The organism is Methanogenium sp. MK-MG, from assembly GCF_009914725.1.
Lineage (GTDB): Archaea > Halobacteriota > Methanomicrobia > Methanomicrobiales > Methanomicrobiaceae > Methanogenium.
Genome location: NZ_JAAAWJ010000024.1, coordinates 11,292 through 27,950 on the forward strand (window position 1 = coordinate 11,292; position 16,659 = coordinate 27,950).

The 16,659-nt window shown below is 43.5% G+C and carries 12 protein-coding genes, 1 tRNA gene and 2 rRNA genes; 6 read left to right on the forward strand and 9 right to left on the reverse strand.

All coding sequences use genetic code 11. From position 1 onward, the window contains the following. Positions 1-165 precede the first annotated feature (165 nt). The 3 genes from MKMG_RS05485 to MKMG_RS05495 all read right to left on the reverse strand — a co-directional run bounded on the left by MKMG_RS05485 (position 166) and on the right by MKMG_RS05495 (position 5,511). On the reverse strand, positions 166-3,399 hold the full coding sequence (locus MKMG_RS05485) for a PKD domain-containing protein (protein ID WP_165076434.1): 3,234 nt from the start codon (positions 3,397-3,399) through the stop codon (positions 166-168). Positions 3,400-3,495: 96 nt separating this feature from the next. Further along, positions 3,496-4,575: a type IV pilin N-terminal domain-containing protein gene (locus tag MKMG_RS05490; protein WP_165076435.1), complete on the reverse strand. Its 1,080-nt coding sequence runs from the start codon at positions 4,573-4,575 to the stop codon at positions 3,496-3,498. Between the two features lie 18 nt (positions 4,576-4,593). Then, positions 4,594-5,511, reverse strand: coding sequence for a hypothetical protein (locus MKMG_RS05495; protein WP_165076436.1), 918 nt, complete (start codon positions 5,509-5,511; stop codon positions 4,594-4,596). 165 nt (positions 5,512-5,676) lie between these two features. On the opposite strand from MKMG_RS05495, the gene lysS reads away from it, so the two are divergent. From lysS to uppS, 3 genes are read left to right on the forward strand one after another with little or no spacing between them, the layout of a single operon-like run. Then, complete coding sequence (gene lysS / locus MKMG_RS05500) at positions 5,677-7,215, forward strand: lysine--tRNA ligase (RefSeq protein WP_165076437.1); 1,539 nt, start codon at positions 5,677-5,679, stop codon at positions 7,213-7,215. Then, positions 7,202-8,170, forward strand: coding sequence for a radical SAM protein (locus MKMG_RS05505; RefSeq protein ID WP_165076438.1), 969 nt, complete (start codon positions 7,202-7,204; stop codon positions 8,168-8,170). Before lysS ends, MKMG_RS05505 begins: the two co-directional genes overlap by 14 nt. Positions 8,171-8,211: 41 nt before the next feature. Next, complete coding sequence (gene uppS / locus MKMG_RS05510) at positions 8,212-8,955, forward strand: polyprenyl diphosphate synthase (protein WP_165076439.1); 744 nt, start codon at positions 8,212-8,214, stop codon at positions 8,953-8,955. Here the strand turns inward: uppS and MKMG_RS05515 are convergent. Further along, positions 8,925-9,455 (reverse strand): undecaprenyl diphosphate synthase family protein, encoded by a 531-nt coding sequence (locus MKMG_RS05515; protein ID WP_254059099.1) that lies wholly within the window; start codon positions 9,453-9,455, stop codon positions 8,925-8,927. The two genes, uppS and MKMG_RS05515, sit on opposite strands and share 31 nt — an antisense overlap. Positions 9,456-9,790: 335 nt before the next feature. On the opposite strand from MKMG_RS05515, the gene dph5 reads away from it, so the two are divergent. The 3 genes from dph5 (at position 9,791) to MKMG_RS05530 (ending at position 12,232) form a co-directional block, all read left to right on the forward strand. Continuing rightward, positions 9,791-10,549 carry a diphthine synthase gene (gene dph5, locus MKMG_RS05520; RefSeq protein WP_165076442.1) on the forward strand — a complete coding sequence of 253 codons (759 nt, stop codon included), beginning with the start codon at positions 9,791-9,793 and terminating at the stop codon, positions 10,547-10,549. Continuing rightward, positions 10,542-11,111, forward strand: a complete 570-nt coding sequence (locus MKMG_RS05525) for a DUF357 domain-containing protein (RefSeq protein ID WP_165076443.1) — start codon at positions 10,542-10,544, stop codon at positions 11,109-11,111. The genes dph5 and MKMG_RS05525 overlap by 8 nt, the downstream gene beginning before the upstream one ends. A 74-nt stretch (positions 11,112-11,185) precedes the next feature. Beyond that, a complete protein-coding gene (locus MKMG_RS05530; RefSeq protein ID WP_165076444.1) occupies positions 11,186-12,232 on the forward strand; it encodes a flippase-like domain-containing protein in 1,047 nt (348 codons plus the stop codon). A 569-nt stretch (positions 12,233-12,801) separates the two neighbouring features. Here MKMG_RS05530 and rrf (MKMG_RS05535) read toward each other — a convergent pair. The 5 genes from rrf (MKMG_RS05535) to rrf (MKMG_RS05555) all read right to left on the reverse strand — a co-directional run. After that, positions 12,802-12,923: ribosomal RNA gene (rrf, locus tag MKMG_RS05535) — 5S ribosomal RNA — on the reverse strand. 51 nt (positions 12,924-12,974) lie between these two features. Beyond that, positions 12,975-13,046 (reverse strand) — tRNA-Cys (locus MKMG_RS05540). 445 nt (positions 13,047-13,491) lie between these two features. Beyond that, positions 13,492-13,911 carry a hypothetical protein gene (locus tag MKMG_RS05545; protein WP_165076446.1) on the reverse strand — a complete coding sequence of 140 codons (420 nt, stop codon included), beginning with the start codon at positions 13,909-13,911 and terminating at the stop codon, positions 13,492-13,494. A gap of 799 nt (positions 13,912-14,710) precedes the next feature. Beyond that, the gene (gene ppcA / locus MKMG_RS05550) at positions 14,711-16,177 is read right to left on the reverse strand and encodes a phosphoenolpyruvate carboxylase (protein ID WP_216842876.1); all 1,467 of its coding nucleotides are present in this window, start codon (positions 16,175-16,177) and stop codon (positions 14,711-14,713) included. 396 nt (positions 16,178-16,573) lie between these two features. Continuing rightward, a 5S ribosomal RNA gene (gene rrf, locus MKMG_RS05555) occupies positions 16,574-16,659 on the reverse strand; the annotation flags it as partial.

Consider the following 16,659-nt stretch of genomic DNA (forward strand, 5'->3'; position numbering starts at 1 on the left):
CATTCTCCGTGATTTTTATTCTGGCAGCATTTCTACAGAGCCGAATTAACAATATTTATCAGGATTTCAACACACGCACATCATATCACGAAAAATACGGTGTGAAAACAGAGATTTTTATGCCCCTTTATTTCCGGACAATAAATTCCCCCGCATCTTCTGCAATCAGAACGGGAAATCAGCAGGATCGCTGATATACTCATCCATATTTTTAAAGGTTACATCTGTTCCGCCACTTGTGACAAAGAAGCCATCCTTGGCAATGACCACCCCTTCAAAAAATCCACCACTAAATACAACCTTTCCATTCGGAGCGAATAATACTCCGGTAACGCCACTGCCACCAAGACCCGTCAGGGTAATGTCACCAGCTTTTGCCACGAGTACCACATTTTCAGCAGAAGGTCGCCAGCTACTGGAGGCATAGCTGTCAGCAAATATTTTCATATCGTCTGCAAGATATCCACCGGACACATATCCTCGGGAGGAATACCATGTATCACTTTTTACCGGCGGCATATCATAATCAGGAATAACAAAACCGGGCACGGAATCAACTTTTACACACTTATTCAGAATCGAGGGATCCAAAGAATTTGGGTACTTGAAAGTACCCATGTAATATATTCTGGCGTGAGTAAAGTCCGGAGTCCAGTCAAGTTCAAGATCTCCGTTCACAGACACATTTCCATGGATTACCGGGTCTTTCAGGAAACAATCCCCGTTTACATAAACGTCACCATAAACATTCCTTCGGCCATTTCCTAGAGTGAAATCACCATTTACATATATCAAACCTGGAGATGTTTCGGATCCCAGTCCTGCACTGCCCCCATTCAGATTAATTGAACCATCCACATAAATATTTGACACATTAAGTGAGGCGCCGCCATTGAGATCATTCGTATTCAGTGCATCACCGGTGATATGGATGGTCGCACCAGAACCAGAGATACTATCCCCGGCAAAGTTCAGCTGCTGTCCATACACAAAGACATTCTCACTGACAACATATTCAGCAAAGGAATTATCCGTCACCTCAATATAATCCGTTCGTTCAAACGTATCCACCCCGGCTGCATTTGAAACGGTCAGGCTGACTGAATATAATCCCGAAGATTCATAGCGATGGAGAGGATTTGCTTCAGCTGATGTCCCTCCATCGCCAAAGTCCCATGCCCATGAAGAAACATTCCCTGAAGAAAGATCGGTGAACTGCACCGCCAGAGGACGGTCACCGCTTCGTGGTGCTCCTTCAAACCCTGCAATCAGTGAACTGCCTGAACCATAACAGAATGATTCCACCACCTGACGAGGGATTGTTGCAGACTCCCATTCGAGATGAAGAACGGCTTTGCCATTATTTTCGGTCATTTTTATGCGAATCGGATGTTTTCCTTTGGTAAGAAACAGTGAAGTGCTCTCTGTTGTGGCTGAATGCAGCCCCCAGTTGTCAATCACTACCGGATCCGTATCTGCAATATTATCAATCCAGAGAACCGAACCGTCATCAGACCTCAGATGAAACGTGTATGTCTCATCCTTAGGAACAATGAGGAATCCTTCATACACAACACCGAAATGTTCGGCTTTTCCAATCGTTGCAACCGGCCAGTTTATTTCATCTGATTCCTCCCCGCTGGCAGTGTCAGCAAACCAGATTCTCATATCCGTTCGGGTTGCTGAATCTCCGGAGAACGGAACAGAATACACGCTATTGTAGTCATCATAATAGGTGCCATAGAGGCCGGGCAGGCACCCATCCGTCACATAGATATATTCGGATTTCTCCTCAGAATATGAGATTATGCCATCTGAAACAACCAGTGTTACCGTATACAGACCCGCAGAAAGATAGGTATGGACGGGATTTTGTTCAGTGGATGTACTACCATCTCCAAAGTCCCATTCCCATGACGATATATTGCCAATCGAAAGGTCCGTGAACTCTACCTGCATAGGACTGGCCCCACTGAGTGGTGTTGCTGTAAAATCTGCACTCTGTAAACCACCTGGCACATAACAGAAAGATTCCACCTCCTGTCGCGGTATCGTTGCAGACTCCCATGCAAGATGCAGAACAGCTCCACCATAGTATTCAGTCATTTTAATCCGAATTGGGTGCTTTCCTTTTGTAAGTGACAGGGAAACACTCTCTTCGCGAGGTGGATGCGTCCCATCGGTTCCCCAGTTATCGATCACCACCGGATCACCATCTGCGACATCATCTATCCAGAGAACAGATCCGTCATCAGACTCCAGATAAAACGTGTATGTCTCATTCTCAGGCACAATGAGGAATCCTTCATACACAACACTGAACTTATTGGCTTTTCCCAGCGTCGCTACCGGCCAGTCTGCTTCATCTGATTCCTCCCCGCTGTCACTGTCAGCAAACCAAATCCTCTGATCTATCCGGTTCACTGAATTTCCAGAGAACGGCACCTGATATTCATCGTTGAACTCATCAAAATATGTGCCGTAGAGGCCGGGCAGACAGATCTCTGTCACATTGATATATCCGGTCTTCTCCTCAGTCTGTGAAAGAATGCCATCCGACGCATTCAGGGTAACGGTATAGGAACCACCGGAAAGATAGGTATGGCTGGGATTCTGTTGGGTGGATGTCGAACCATCACCAAAATTCCAGAGCCAGGACACTGGGGTGCCTGTCGTCAGATCGGTGAAACTGACCATGAGCGGCACAGTTCCGGAGAGAGGCGTTGCTACGAAGTCAACAACAAACCCATCAGAAACATGAATGAGATCGGACTTAACCACAGTGCCTGAGCCATCCGGATTATGTGCAGTCAGCTGAACAGTGTAGACTCCGGATGAGGTATAGATATGAACGGGGTTTTGCTGTGATGATGTCTCACCGTCTCCAAAACTCCATTGCCAGGAATTTGGATCATTTGATGAGAGATCCGTGAACTGGACAGATAAAGGAGATAATCCATTAGTCACATTTGCGGAAAACGCTGCCAGTGGTGTCAGTCCGGTTGGCGGAATCACCGTCACACTTGTTCCGACATCCCAGAGAAGGATGCCATCCCCATCAGAATCAGAATATATGATCTGAACGGCATCCGGCCGTTCGTTGCCTGCGAGATCAAGCGTTAATGAATCGCCAGACCTCCACTGGTCCCAGTCAGAAGCACCCGTAACAGAGGTGAAATCCCCCGTCCTGTCTATCCCGTCAACAAGAATCCGCGTTTCATTCCTCTGCAAAGTATCCCCGGAACGGAGATTGAGCACATACTGATCGTCCTCTACGATGACATCGGCCTCGATAACAACCGCAGGCACAATAAACTCAGACGGCGCGGAAAGCAGCATCACCAGAATGACACCAAATGCAGCGACAAAGACACCTATAAGAATAATGGAACCGATCATTTCTGATGATGCATCCTGATTATGCTCTTCAGAACAGCGGGACAGTATGACAGATTTATTTGAATGATTATTTCTTTGCATTTTTCACCAGTTGAATCAGATACCATCTGCTTTTGCAAGAATTACCGAATTCGGGTTGTTATTCGGGCTCCATGCATTAATGACAAACATACCAGAATCTGTTGGACGGACATTGCTCATGGTTATTTCAACACCTAAACTTCCACGAGGGTCTGGTTCACCATCAATGTAGAGTTCATACGACTCAGGGCCAAGTCTGAACGCGAGGGTCGACTCCAGATTTTCGTATTCCGGAATCCATGCACTCTCAATTTCAACCTCGTTGCGCGGATTGTTAAGGATTAAGGTACCATTAATCCAGACGTTGACTGTTTCAAATCTCAGCGTGAAAAAGGCATTGCCCACTCCTGTGATACTGATACGGTTCCCTGCAGCCTGTTCTTCACCTGTACGAATGACAATCTGATCTCCGGCATTAAGGTAGCGTATGCCTGCTTCCTGAGCAATATTTATCGTTGAATTCGGAGAGACAACGGTGAAATTAAAATATCTTCCTTCCGGGATACCTGTCTGCTCAAACGATGAAACAGCGAAGACTATATCAGAATCTGCAAGAACAGATTCAGCAACAATCGCCCCTGCATCTTCCGGAGTTGTGCTGCCTGGCCCAACACCCGGAGAGAGCGTCGGCAACGGTGCAGAGGCTACATCAGCAAGCTGTGTATTTGTGCCTGTAATATCAACGAATGCCGGCCGGAGAAGAATACCCATTTCCTCATGGCAGGCAATCCTGACGTTTTCGTTCAGCGGAGTAATTGTTCCTGCAGCGGCATACTGAATCGTTTCACCAACAGACCATGGCCAGCCCCCACCATCTGTAAAACTTAATTCAGTTGCAGCGACAGCATTTCCGCCTACATATATGCGAAAGTCATCCTCACCCAGGGAGTCCCCGCCATTATGCTGAAAAAGGATTGTTGAGCCATTATTCGATACCAGAACATCTACAGCCGGTAGTTCTTCAGCCGCAGGCGGGGATAAGAAAAATACACCGATCAAAGTCACACCTACAACCGTCAGTCCAATAAGGAGGACTACAGCAATTGTTTCAGAGACCCCTTCCTCATTTATTGCGTTCAGGACACTGCCGCTCATTTGTTTTGTCTCTCCCCTTCATTCAATTCCTGTTGCAACCGTCTGGAGAGTTGCAGTGTAATTTGCACGGATGATATCAGCATATACCCCAATGCTTGAATTCCCAATTATGTCCAGAGATACCTCATCGTCGATATTTGTCAGTGTATACCAGGGAGCAGGAATACCATATCGTGCAAGTGAATCACGGAAGAGTCCTTCCCACATCGACCGCGTTTGTGGATCATCTGAACCAACTGAAATAGTGACATTTGTAATTTCAGGATATGATTCACCGGAAATCCCATTGGTATTCAGGTTTGTGTCTATCCGCACCTGCCCCATACCGCTGATCAACTGTTCACCATTTAGCCGGATGATGGTAAAATCAACTTTGGCGGTATATCCTCCATCAGTCCCGTATCGTGCGATGGTAAGCGGCGGCATAACCCGGACGGTCGAACCCGATTCCTGTTCAAGAAATACGCCACCCAGCTGATAATAGTAATTCTGGTCTATCCAGTAGTTGTTATCAGACCGAAATTCAAGCGAACCTGCCTCATAGTCAGCAAGTGTTACGACCCCCCCGGAATTAGAGCCGACAGTAACAGTAATTATCTCATTCCGCTGGTTTATTCCGACAGAGCCCCCAGAAGAGAGCGGCGTCAGTAACACTAAATCACCACTACCTCCCTGACTGTATCCCCCTCCTGTACCCAGATCAAGCGTTGTACTAAGAGTTGTCCCTTCTCTTGAATTCACCCAGAGGGAATCCTGAGATATTTTATAAGCCGCAAATGTGTCCTTGATATCATTCATATGGCTGATTTCAATATCCCTTCCCTGAACAGGAACCGTATACGTCTGGTACATCGCAAGAAATACTACCAGAAGTCCTATCAGAAGAATAAATCCAATAACTTCTGAAAGCCCTTCATCACTCAGGAACGTCTTCATATGGCTAATATATGAGTTTTACCTGCATGACCATAAATAACTGTTTCTGACAGACTCCCACAGATTAAAGTATTGGGCTTTCTGCCTGTTTTTTTCGTAACAATGAATGCAGTGTATTGGAAAATACCTATATATTGTTAATCTTTAAGAACCAAAGATTACACTATGCAGCAACAGGAAGGAGAAACCCAGGAACGGATACACTGGGCAGATGTCTGTGCAGCACAGGTTGATCAGGAAAAACCACACTATATTGCCACCGGGATTACTCCATCCGGACCAATCCATATTGGTAATATGCGGGAGGTTTTGACTGGGGATCTTGTGTATAAAGCAATGGTTGAACGAGGACTTTCAGCAGAACTAATCTACATCGCTGATGATTTTGATCCATTACGCAAAGTGTATCCATTTCTCCCGGATTCATATGCAAAATATATTGGAATGCCCCTTTGTGACATCCCCTGTCCCTGCGGTAAGCATGCAAATTATGCTGAACATTTTCTTGAGCCTTTTCTCCAGTCCCTGGATGAGATGGATGTACACCCAACCATCCTGCGCTCAAGTGAACTCTACCGGTCAGGCAGATATGCAGATGAAATATCAACAGTGCTCAACCATTCCGATGATATAAAAGAGATTCTTGAACGCGTATCACAAAGAACTCTTCCGGATTCATGGGTTCCCTATTATCCGGTATGCAGTAAATGCGGCACAATTGCAAATGCAGAAATTCTCTCCCATGACCCGGAGACGACAGCAGTAACATACCGATGTCCCTGCGGGCATGAAGGAGTTTCTGATTATTCAAAAGGTGAAGGAAAACTGGTCTGGCGTGTTGACTGGCCAATGCGGTGGTATAACCTTGGCATTACGGTTGAACCATTTGGAAAAGACCACGCCGCAGCAGGCGGTTCATACGACACCGGAAAAGAGATTGTGGAGAATATATTTGGCGGAGTTGCACCGTTCCCTGTCAAATATGAGTGGATCAGCCTGAAAGGGAAGGGTGCAATGGCCTCATCAACCGGTGTGGCCATATCCATTAATGAGATGCTGTCCATTGTTCCGCCCGACGTTCTTCGGTATATGATTGTCAGGACCCGGCCTGAGCGGGCAATCAATTTTGACCCGGGAATGGGGCTGTTATCACTTATCGATGAATATGCACGCCTTGCAGAAAACCATGACAGCCGTGAATATGAACTCTCTGCAATATCCTCAGTTGCAACTGACATCCCCTTCCGCCATATGGTAACTGTTGTTCAGGTTGCACAGGACAAGGACACCATTTTCGACATCCTTGCACGGAGTGGATATAATGTGGAAAACAAAGAGGCAGTGCTTGCGCGTGCTGAACGTGCACGCATATGGATTGAGAAGTACGCGCCCGACATGGTGAAATTCACTGTGCAGACTGACCTGCCTTCAGATGTATTTGCATTTACTGAAGATGACAGGTACGGACTCGGTCTTCTCCTCTCAGAGTATATTGCAATGGATGAATGGAAGGCTGAGACCATCCATAATGCCGTATATAAAGTGGGAGAGGAAACCGGAATGAGTCCAAAGAGAATTTTTACTCTCCTCTACCTCGCAATTCTCGGAAAAGAACGTGGTCCCAGACTGGGATGGTTCCTTGAAGCCCTCGGAGAGGAATTTGTCACCCGGAGAATTACTGATGCGGTGAATGCCGGTGCTTAGTACAGCCTGCAGACTCTGCCACGAAGGCGCAAAGATGGTGCTGTTTGTCACCGGGCGGTGTAACAGAACCTGCTGGTACTGTCCCATTTCGTCAGAGAAAAAAGGGAAGGATACTGCCTATGCAAATGACCGAATCATACTCTCTGACAATGACATACTGGAGGAGGCCCGTTCAATGAGTGCCCTGGGTGCCGGGATAACAGGGGGAGAGCCCCTCCTTGTCCCGGAACGGGTAAACCATTACTGCAGTCTTCTGAAGAATGAATATGGGGATGCATTCAATATTCACCTGTATACCGGCATTGCCCCGGGTAAAGATATTCTGCGTCTTCTCAAAGGCTGCGTGGACGAAATACGGTTTCATCCCCCGGAAGAGATCTGGGAACATTTTCAGGAATCAGCATTTCCGGAATCGATTCGCATGGCAAAGGATCTCGGATTCGAGGTAACCATCGAAGTGCCGTCATTACCGGAACTTCATTATCTCATCCCCGCGGTCGACTCTGTTGACTGGTTCAATATTAATGAACTGGAATGGAGTGAAACAAACGCAGAAGCAATGAGAGGGAAGGACCTCTCACTTGAAGACTGCTACCACAACGCAGTCGAAGGCGCAGAAATATGGGCAGCAGATATCCTCAAAAATCCCAGGGTTCATTGGTGTTCATCCGGTTTCAAGGACTCAGTACAGCTGAGAAACCGGCTGATTCGCACTGCCGAAAATACCGCACGCGAATTTGAAGAGGTGACTGATGACGGCACCCTGATGTATGGCGTCTGGGAATATTCAGAACAGTCCCATGATATCGAAGATGGCATGTGGGAAGAGAGGGACGGGAATATTGAGACTGCCTGGTGGATTCTTGCAGAAAACCCGGAAAACTATCCCGGAAAAAAATATATCATTGAACGATATCCCGGTGATGGTATCATTGTGGAGGTCATCCCACTTTGAAACCAAGAGAATTTCTCAATCAATGCTACGAACGTCATTTGATGAAAAATATCACAAATGTTCCTGACCATATTGCAATAATTCAGGATGGAAACAGGCGCTATGCAAAAATTCAGGGGAAAAATACATCATATGGACACAAAAAAGGTGCACAGACATCAGAAGATCTTCTTGAATGGGCACAGGAAATTGGCGTCCGAAATGTGTCATTATATTCATTTTCCACTGAAAATTTTAACCGGTCAGATGAAGAACTGAATGAATTATTCTCACTTTTTATTGAGAAATTCAGATCAGTAAAAACTGACCCGCGCATTCACTCAAATGAAATCCATATGCAGGTTGTAGGAGACCGCAGCCTCATTCCTGAAGATCTTCTCGCAACCATCGTTGAAGCAGAAGAAGCAACAAAGGATTATACACGATTCCACCTGAATATTGCTCTGGCATATGGAGGCAGAAATGAAATCGTTCGCGCATCACGGGAAATTATCAAAGATTTCAAAACGAATAAAATTACTATCGATATGATTAACAAAGATCTCTTTGACAAAAAAATCCGCGGAGACCTGCACCTCCCCCCGGTTGATCTGATCATTCGTACCGGAAACGAGAAGAGAACATCCAATTTTCTCCCATGGTTTGCAAACGGATATGGATCAGCGGTCTACTTCTGTGCTCCATACTGGCCCCTCTTCAGAAAAATTGACCTGCTTAGAGGGATTCGTGTGTATGATGAACGGGTGAAGGGTGGCTATCTCCCAAAACGTCTTTTGCGCAGCTGATAGTCCCTGAGTGCCCGGAAAAAATCAATTTTTCTGAATGTCTGCCAGTTTACATCTGTAAAAAAGAGTTCAGAGTACACTGACTGCCAGATCATAAAATCAATCAGATGATTATTGCCGGTTTTAATCACAAAATCCGGTTCATATTGAAATGTCAAATGAGATTCAAGCATTTTTCCATCGATATCATCCGGTGCAATTCCTTTTTCTGCGATTTCACGGACTGAACGGACAATCTCTTCTCTGCCACTCATACCCACTGCAATAATAATATCGGGAAGTTGTGATCCGTCATGAAGGAGTGACTTCCCTCCGGGTGAATAGAGAGTGACACGGACCGGTCCAAAAAGATCTCTGAGCTCAGTAATTTCTGAAATCAGGGAATCGGGGAGATCAGTATCAATATGAAAAATGAGGGATTTTAAACCACATTCTCTGCTCCAGTTAATGACCTGAATAATTTTTTGCGGTGCACGTCGCACTTCATCTTCTGAGAGCATAATACAGATATGACTGGGAATATCCACACACCCCCGGATCAGAAATCTCTCATAGATATAACGAATCATAAAATACCCGATTTTTAGATTATATTGAAATGCATCTCAACTTGGTAATTGCAGCAGAACTATTTTTCTCCTGTAACTTTATTCACCGGTAAGCTGTATACAATATTTCTATTATGGTTAATAACATCATTCAATTCTGTCAAATATAGCCCTGTAACAGCACAACTGACAATGATTATCATGACCCGAACAGATGCGCTAATCTTTATCCAAACGTCACTATTATTGAAACTTAGTCCCCCATAGTAATAGAAAGGTGATTTAAAATGCTCTCATTCGTTGGACTTGGTCTCTATGACGGGGAAGATATCTCCCTGAAAGGTCTCAGAAAAATCCAGGAAGCGGACCATATTTTTCTGGAAGGCTACACATCCCGCCTGATGGGTATAAAAATATGCGAAATGGAAGACCAGTACGGAAAAACAGTAACTGTCCTGGGTCGGGAAGATGTTGAACAGCATCCGGATACAGTTCTTGAGTACGCCAAAGAAGGACCTGTTGTATTTCTTACCGGAGGGGATCCGATGGTATCAACCACGCACGCAGACCTTCGCATACGGGCGGCTGAACGAGGGATAAAAACAGAGATCATTCATTCTTCCTCAATTATCAGTGCAGTCTGCGGTCTTTCAGGGTTACAGAATTATCGGTTTGGGAAATCGTGTTCTGTTCCGTTTCCTGCAGAAAACTGGTTCCCCCTTACACCGTTTGATACAATATCAGAAAACCTTGGATTAAATCTTCATACACTTGTCTACCTGGACATCCAGCCAGAGAAATATATGTCCGTTTCTGAGGCAATCGGTTTGATATCTGTTATGGCACAGAAGAAAAATGAACAATTACCCGAACTCTTTATTGGCATTGCCCGTGCCGGTAGTGAGAGTCCAACGGTTATTGCCGGTAATGCAGAAACCCTTGCAAATGCAGATTTTGGCCCGCCTCTCCATGTTCTCATTGTCCCTGCCGAACTTCACCCAATAGAGGAGGATTATATCCGGACATTTGCTGGTTATCATGATTGAGGAATACGGCAAAACCTTTTTTGAAAAGGCAGAAATGGTGGAAATTGTTGTTCCGGACAATACATGGCTTGTCAGGGCGGCAACAGATGTTGTCGAGATGTCACAGGCGTATGCCTCAGACGGATTTGTTTTTCTGGCAAACAATGATGAAGTAAACGCTCTTGCATCATTTGCCTATGGAAACGGATGGCTGGATACTGGCGTAAAAGCAGGTCTTTTAGCCAGTATTTCAACGGGCGTCCCTCCACTTGGGTGTACACAGGATATACCGGAAAACCTGTCAGATCATCTTAAGGAGAAGACATTCAGATACGAGAGGATGCTCTCCAGTGCATTAGCATCAGTCTGCATAAATTCTGAACCGGAACTTCCGCTTTATCCGGCAGGAGAAGAACTCTGCCGGATTACACGATTACATTATACTGAAGGGACAAGTGAAATACAACGTGACAATCTTGCGGATGGACTGGCCCTTCTCAGTTATGCGTATGGCTGGATTGATGCAGGTGTACGCACCGGCATCCTGAAGGTGGTAAGAAATCCCGAATTATTCACGGTTTAAAGTAAAAAGAGTTTATAGTTTGCCAGAAAAACGTAGATGATTCATCGATCCTGTGAAATGGAGATTATATATTCATGGAAAGTTCACAATGGAAATGGTTGGGCCTCTCTGTCGGTTTCAGCACAATTGTACTCATTGGTGTACTTTGGTTTACTATTGATGATGAAACGATCAACTATCTGAAGAACGTCAACTACACATTTTTACTGTTTGCATTGATTCTCCACATTATTGCACTGATGGCATGGGGTATGAGACTGAAGATGATGTCGCAATCTCTGGGGTATCATGTACCGTTTCTCCATGCACTTAACGCAGTCTTTGCAAATCTTCTGGTTGCTGCTATCACCCCTTCCCAGGCAGGGGGAGAACCTGTCAGAATTCACGAACTCTATCGGGCAGGTGTACCAATAGGTGATGCGACTGCCGTTGTTATAATGGAACGGGTTATCGACGGGATTGTACTTGGAATTATTGGCATATTCGCATTTTTCCTGCTTGTTTTCCAGGTTGCAACACTGGAGGTGAATCTTACAACACCATTGCTTGTAATATGGGTTATACTCATTTGCTTTATGATTCTCTTTGTTTATTCCATCCGCCATCCTGAATTTCTGAAAAAGATTCTGTATAAAATATCCGGATGGCTCACAAAGCGTTGGAAATCAGAAAAAGTGGATAAGCTGATGCAGTCCATTGATTCTGAAGTTGATAACTTTAATAGCACACTCACAAAATTTGTCAGCAAAGCAAAATCAGGACTGGTATGGGGATTTGTGCTTACCACCATTTACTGGGTATTTGAATTTTTAATTGCATCATTTATTCTGGTTGCCATTGGATCAAAACCATTTTTCATTGAGTCTTTTATCGTACAACTTATCATTGCAATCATCATGATGATCCCTCTTACTCCGGGAAGTTCAGGAGTTGCAGAAATCACAGCCACATCTCTATATGGCCTGTTTGTACCGTCATCGATTGTGGGAGTGTTTGTTCTTCTCTGGCGGCTTATCCTGTATTATTTCAACGTATTTGTCGGAGTACTTGCAAGCGTTCTCATTGTCAGAAGGGAGATGATACTGCGGCAGTTAAAACGGCTGAAACGCAATCAGAACTGAGACATATATTTTTTATTGCCAAATGTCTTCGTTCACATTTTTTTCATCCGTAACAGTAAATTCAGGTAGTGCAAAGGCATACACAGTTTTAACAATCAGCCCAGGATGGTTCTATTGATATGGATAAGGCATTTAGCGAGTGCAAAAACGTTCAATAAATATTCAATTTTTGGACTGAAACAGAAAACATCTGGCAATCATGATCCTGGATTAGCACTTGTATCAGAATACGCAGATAATGAACAAAATATACTGAAATCGCTGATTTATGTCCATGAATAGGTAAAATCACTCCTGAACTGAAAATAGGTCAAATGATCAATTGAGTTCATTAAATACATAATACGGACGTTTGAAGCCGTAAAGATCAAAATTACGAATACCTTTTGAAAATTATTCCCACGAGCATTTGCAGCAAAGTATCATTCCTAAGAGTTCGCACTCCTTGGTATTATACCGTTACAGAACAAAAATTACTTCATTGCAGGCACATCAGTGGATGGTCGTTTCCAAGAACCCGCGCTTCTTAGTATAACGATAACAGAACAGATTTTTCATTTCTTTTGAAGCATTTGCAGCGAAGTATGGTTCCCGAGCGCTCTCGCAACTCAGTACAGCATACTACGTGAACGGGCTTAACTTCCGGGTTCGGTATGGGTCCGGGTGTTGCCCCGCTGCTATGGCCGCAAATACAGGACAAAGTGATTTGTCCTACGTCGAAATCCCTTACAGGAATTTCTAAAGCCAAGGTCCAGATTTGAACTGGAGTATAGCTGCTCTGCAGGCAGCCGCGTGGCCACTCTGCCACCTTGGCATTCGTGTTGCCTAACAATATTAGCATTACTAGGATAAAAACATTGTCCATTGGATCTAATTCCACACATATTTCACATTATTTTCGCCATAAAAATCAAATAAACGCAGAATAACAAAATTATTTGCTATCACCCTACCTGAAAAATCAGATGGGAAATCTATAGTGGCGAACGTTTCTTTTTGAACTAATAGTAAATGCAATTAAGCGTTTAATATCGTTTAATTTCAAAAATAAACGTTTGGCATCATATGGAGAATGCCAGATATTCTTAGAAGTCTGGTTTTTGACTATAATTGACACATTCATTCATTTTGAAACAGATATCTGACCTGTAAATTATGTTCCCTGAAATACTGTTCTTAAATTCATACTTCATAGTATTGCCAGGAATTAAATTAAAAAAAACAGAGACAACAGAACTAAAAAATATTTGCAGAATTATTCAGCAAATAACAGAAATGTCACTGGAATCATTATCCCGGGAAAACACCCTATGCACAGCTGAACATCCATTCCGGGGTATGGAATACAAAGGTGCATATCTGCCGGACTGTGCAAGGACATACCAAAGAGAACGCATAGAAACAGTAAATCTATCGCCATTATTCAATTCAATATTTACTGCCTTACCGGATAACGAAGTAAACACCATCCCTGCCGTCCCGCATAAACAAGAACCGACATCATTTCGGATTGGTTCAATTCGTCCTGAACGGATACCTGCCATAGCCTGATATAATTCCGGCAGTCTGACACCGAATCCGGTATTATGAATAATTACCTCGATGATACGGTTTTCCTGCCCTTTACCATCACATATCACCCTACGCCCAACCTGTACATATCCTGCTTTTTTTAGCATGATTCTCCCCTAAATTCACCTGTTGATAATATTACATAATGACTATCCATGCGGACTGTGAAAGTAAAATGATCTACATCTGATTGATAAACCTCCTTGTATCGCAGGATATTCAATTCTAAGGATGTATACTAATTTTTCGTTTAAGAATCATGGAATATAGAAAATATTTCCGGGTTATTCTTGATACATTCACTATCTGAAAACATCACTCATCCGCTTTGAAAAAAAGCCAGAGATTGAAAAACATAGTTTATTCACTGGATTATCATCTCCAAAAAATTCGAGCCCCTGATGTAAAAGAGATCATCAGAACAACGACTTTGCGAAATAAACTCTGCTAAAAACAGTCGTCAATAATCGACTCAAGTCAGTATGTGACCAGTATGCACAAAGACGCACAGAACAGATCATACAAGGCCGCTCAAAGACTATATGACACCAGACCGGAGTCCATATGTATATCCTGGACAGCATGCAGGTCACCTTCCCGGAAATAATTACAGAACAGACAGGGAGCGCCCGAGCTCTTTAGTGTGAACTACCACAAAGCTAAAGACCCAATGACTTACTGCTTCATTCCCCTAAGTATTCTCTACCAGTTCACAGGCCCTTCCTCTCGTTCCGAAGGTGAGATTACTTGGTTCTCGTAAGAACCCATACCAATACAGGCATGTGCAACACACCCAATCTTCAGAACGGAATGGACATTGCCGGACAGGCGAAAAACTTCAAAGAGAAGAATATTCAGATAAAATATTCTCTTTTTAGAAGATTTAAATAAAATTCTGGATTGGTATTACCCAATAAATTTCCTGATAGCAGCTGCACGAAGAATATTTGCCTGTAGATCTTCTGAATTACCCTTATCCAGCAGAGAGATTATTTCATTGCTAATCTCTCTATGTTCCTCATCAATTTCAAAATCCACCAGTTCATGGACTCTCGCAGTAATGCCTTCAGGCAGATACCGGGAATCAGGATTAAGATACCTTAGAGCGTCTTTGAGATCGGCATCAAAATTTACATAGATATCCCTGACAAAATCAATATCATCATCACTGAGTGTGCCAATTCCAAGTATTTCAGGCGGAATCCCAATTGAATAGAGTGCGGAAGTAAAGGTAATCGCTCTTGGAAGACGGATACCATCATTGTTTCGCGAATACCCAAATAGCCCGATATGCAGTTTTCTTCTTCTCCGGGCAGGGACAGATACAGATACCCTGTTGATGATATCAGATAAATCTGCAATCTCTCTTTTAAATTCCTGAGTGCATTTTTGTATTATTTTTATGCTCCGTTTTTCGTCAATATCGTGTGGAACCTCTACATTCCGCTCTTCAAGTTTGGCAACAGCGGATTTTACTTCATCCGGAGAATAATCATATTTAAAAGCCGACTGGATGGTGAAAGTATGTACACTTGGATACTCTGCAATAGTTCTCTCTACAGTATCAGGTCTGAGATTTCCCCTGAAAGGAGCTGAACCAACACCAATAATTGGAAATATGGGAACACCTGTTTCAACCGAAAGTTCATACAACTGCTTAAGCGCAATCTTGTTTAAAAGTATGGCTCCGATTAAACCATAATTCATTGCAGGGTCTGAACGTGCAAGAAATACCCGCTGATATGCCAGATCCTTATCCTGAAGATAACGCCCGACGATCTTCTTAACATTAAGCAGACTCTCCATATCCTCGAAAAGCGGAATGACATTGATTCTATCGGGTTTGAAATCACCAATCCATTGTGCAATTGTCAGGTTTCTTCCACCAAGGCGTTTATACTGTTGACCTATTACAAAATCACGATAGTACTGATATATGTTATCAATAGACGCAAAAGAAGAAGCCATAGGCAGAATAACTTCAAATATTGGTGGGTTATCATTCCCATAGAATAAATGTGCCACATCAAAAGAACGAGGTATGCTCTCAAGGGATTCAAGCAGAATTTTTGCTTCAGCCTTTTCAACTTCAGGATTTGGAACACGCAGGGTCAAAAATACATCTTTGCCCAGTTGTTTCTCTGAAAAATAGGTACTATACTTTGAAAGCAGTTTTTTAACAACAAAATTGTCAACCTCCTTTCCTTCACAATCCCACATCTGCTCTCTGCATCCAAGATGGGAATAGATATAATACGCTTCCTGTACTTCATCCTCACCTCCGAGTAGTGAATTTGCTGCAAAAAAAGGCAGATGAACATTATCAGGATGCTGCGTACTCATGCATTTTGGTATATCTGGTATTTCCTTCATGTATTTGCTCCGGGATAGAGAACCAATATGTCAACCCATTATTTTTTTGAGGTTGACAGCATTATTTCATAAGATAACATACCTGATAAAATACTCTATTTAAAAAAGTTGCACATGACAGATAAAAATACAAAATAAATCAATGGGAGTCAGAGTATGCTAAAACGATATTATCAGACACAGACAACGAAAGCTCACGTTCATCAGTATAACCGTTACAGAACAGATTTACTTCTTTGCGAACACCCGCAGCGAATGAAATCAACCACTCACGCTCTTTTGCATGACATATACAGAACAGAATGGTTTCACACATTGCAGAAAAGAATCATCACCAAGAGCTCCCGCTCCTTTGTATAACAGTTACAGAACAGATTTTTTCGTCTCTTTTCAGAGCATTTGCAGCGAAGTATGGTTCCCGAGCGCTCTCGCAACTCAGTACAGCATACTACGTGAACGGGCTTAACTTCCGGGTTCGGTAT

Excerpts from the sequence above, each read along its gene's own strand:
- MKMG_RS05515 (WP_254059099.1), bottom strand. The coding sequence starts at position 9,455 with ATGCTCTCAGAAGATGAAGTGCGACGTGCACCGCAAAAAATTATTCAG.
- MKMG_RS05490 (WP_165076435.1), bottom strand. The coding sequence starts at position 4,575 with ATGAGCGGCAGTGTCCTGAACGCAATAAATGAGGAAGGGGTCTCTGAA.
- MKMG_RS05530 (WP_165076444.1), top strand. The coding sequence starts at position 11,186 with ATGGAAAGTTCACAATGGAAATGGTTGGGCCTCTCTGTCGGTTTCAGC.
- MKMG_RS05485 (WP_165076434.1), bottom strand. The coding sequence starts at position 3,399 with ATGATCGGTTCCATTATTCTTATAGGTGTCTTTGTCGCTGCATTTGGT.
- MKMG_RS05505 (WP_165076438.1), top strand. The coding sequence starts at position 7,202 with ATGCCGGTGCTTAGTACAGCCTGCAGACTCTGCCACGAAGGCGCAAAG.
- MKMG_RS05525 (WP_165076443.1), top strand. The coding sequence starts at position 10,542 with ATGATTGAGGAATACGGCAAAACCTTTTTTGAAAAGGCAGAAATGGTG.
- lysS (WP_165076437.1), top strand. The coding sequence starts at position 5,677 with ATGCAGCAACAGGAAGGAGAAACCCAGGAACGGATACACTGGGCAGAT.
- MKMG_RS05545 (WP_165076446.1), bottom strand. The coding sequence starts at position 13,911 with ATGCTAAAAAAAGCAGGATATGTACAGGTTGGGCGTAGGGTGATATGT.
- dph5 (WP_165076442.1), top strand. The coding sequence starts at position 9,791 with ATGCTCTCATTCGTTGGACTTGGTCTCTATGACGGGGAAGATATCTCC.
- uppS (WP_165076439.1), top strand. The coding sequence starts at position 8,212 with ATGAAAAATATCACAAATGTTCCTGACCATATTGCAATAATTCAGGAT.
- ppcA (WP_216842876.1), bottom strand. The coding sequence starts at position 16,177 with ATGAAGGAAATACCAGATATACCAAAATGCATGAGTACGCAGCATCCT.
- MKMG_RS05495 (WP_165076436.1), bottom strand. The coding sequence starts at position 5,511 with ATGAAGACGTTCCTGAGTGATGAAGGGCTTTCAGAAGTTATTGGATTT.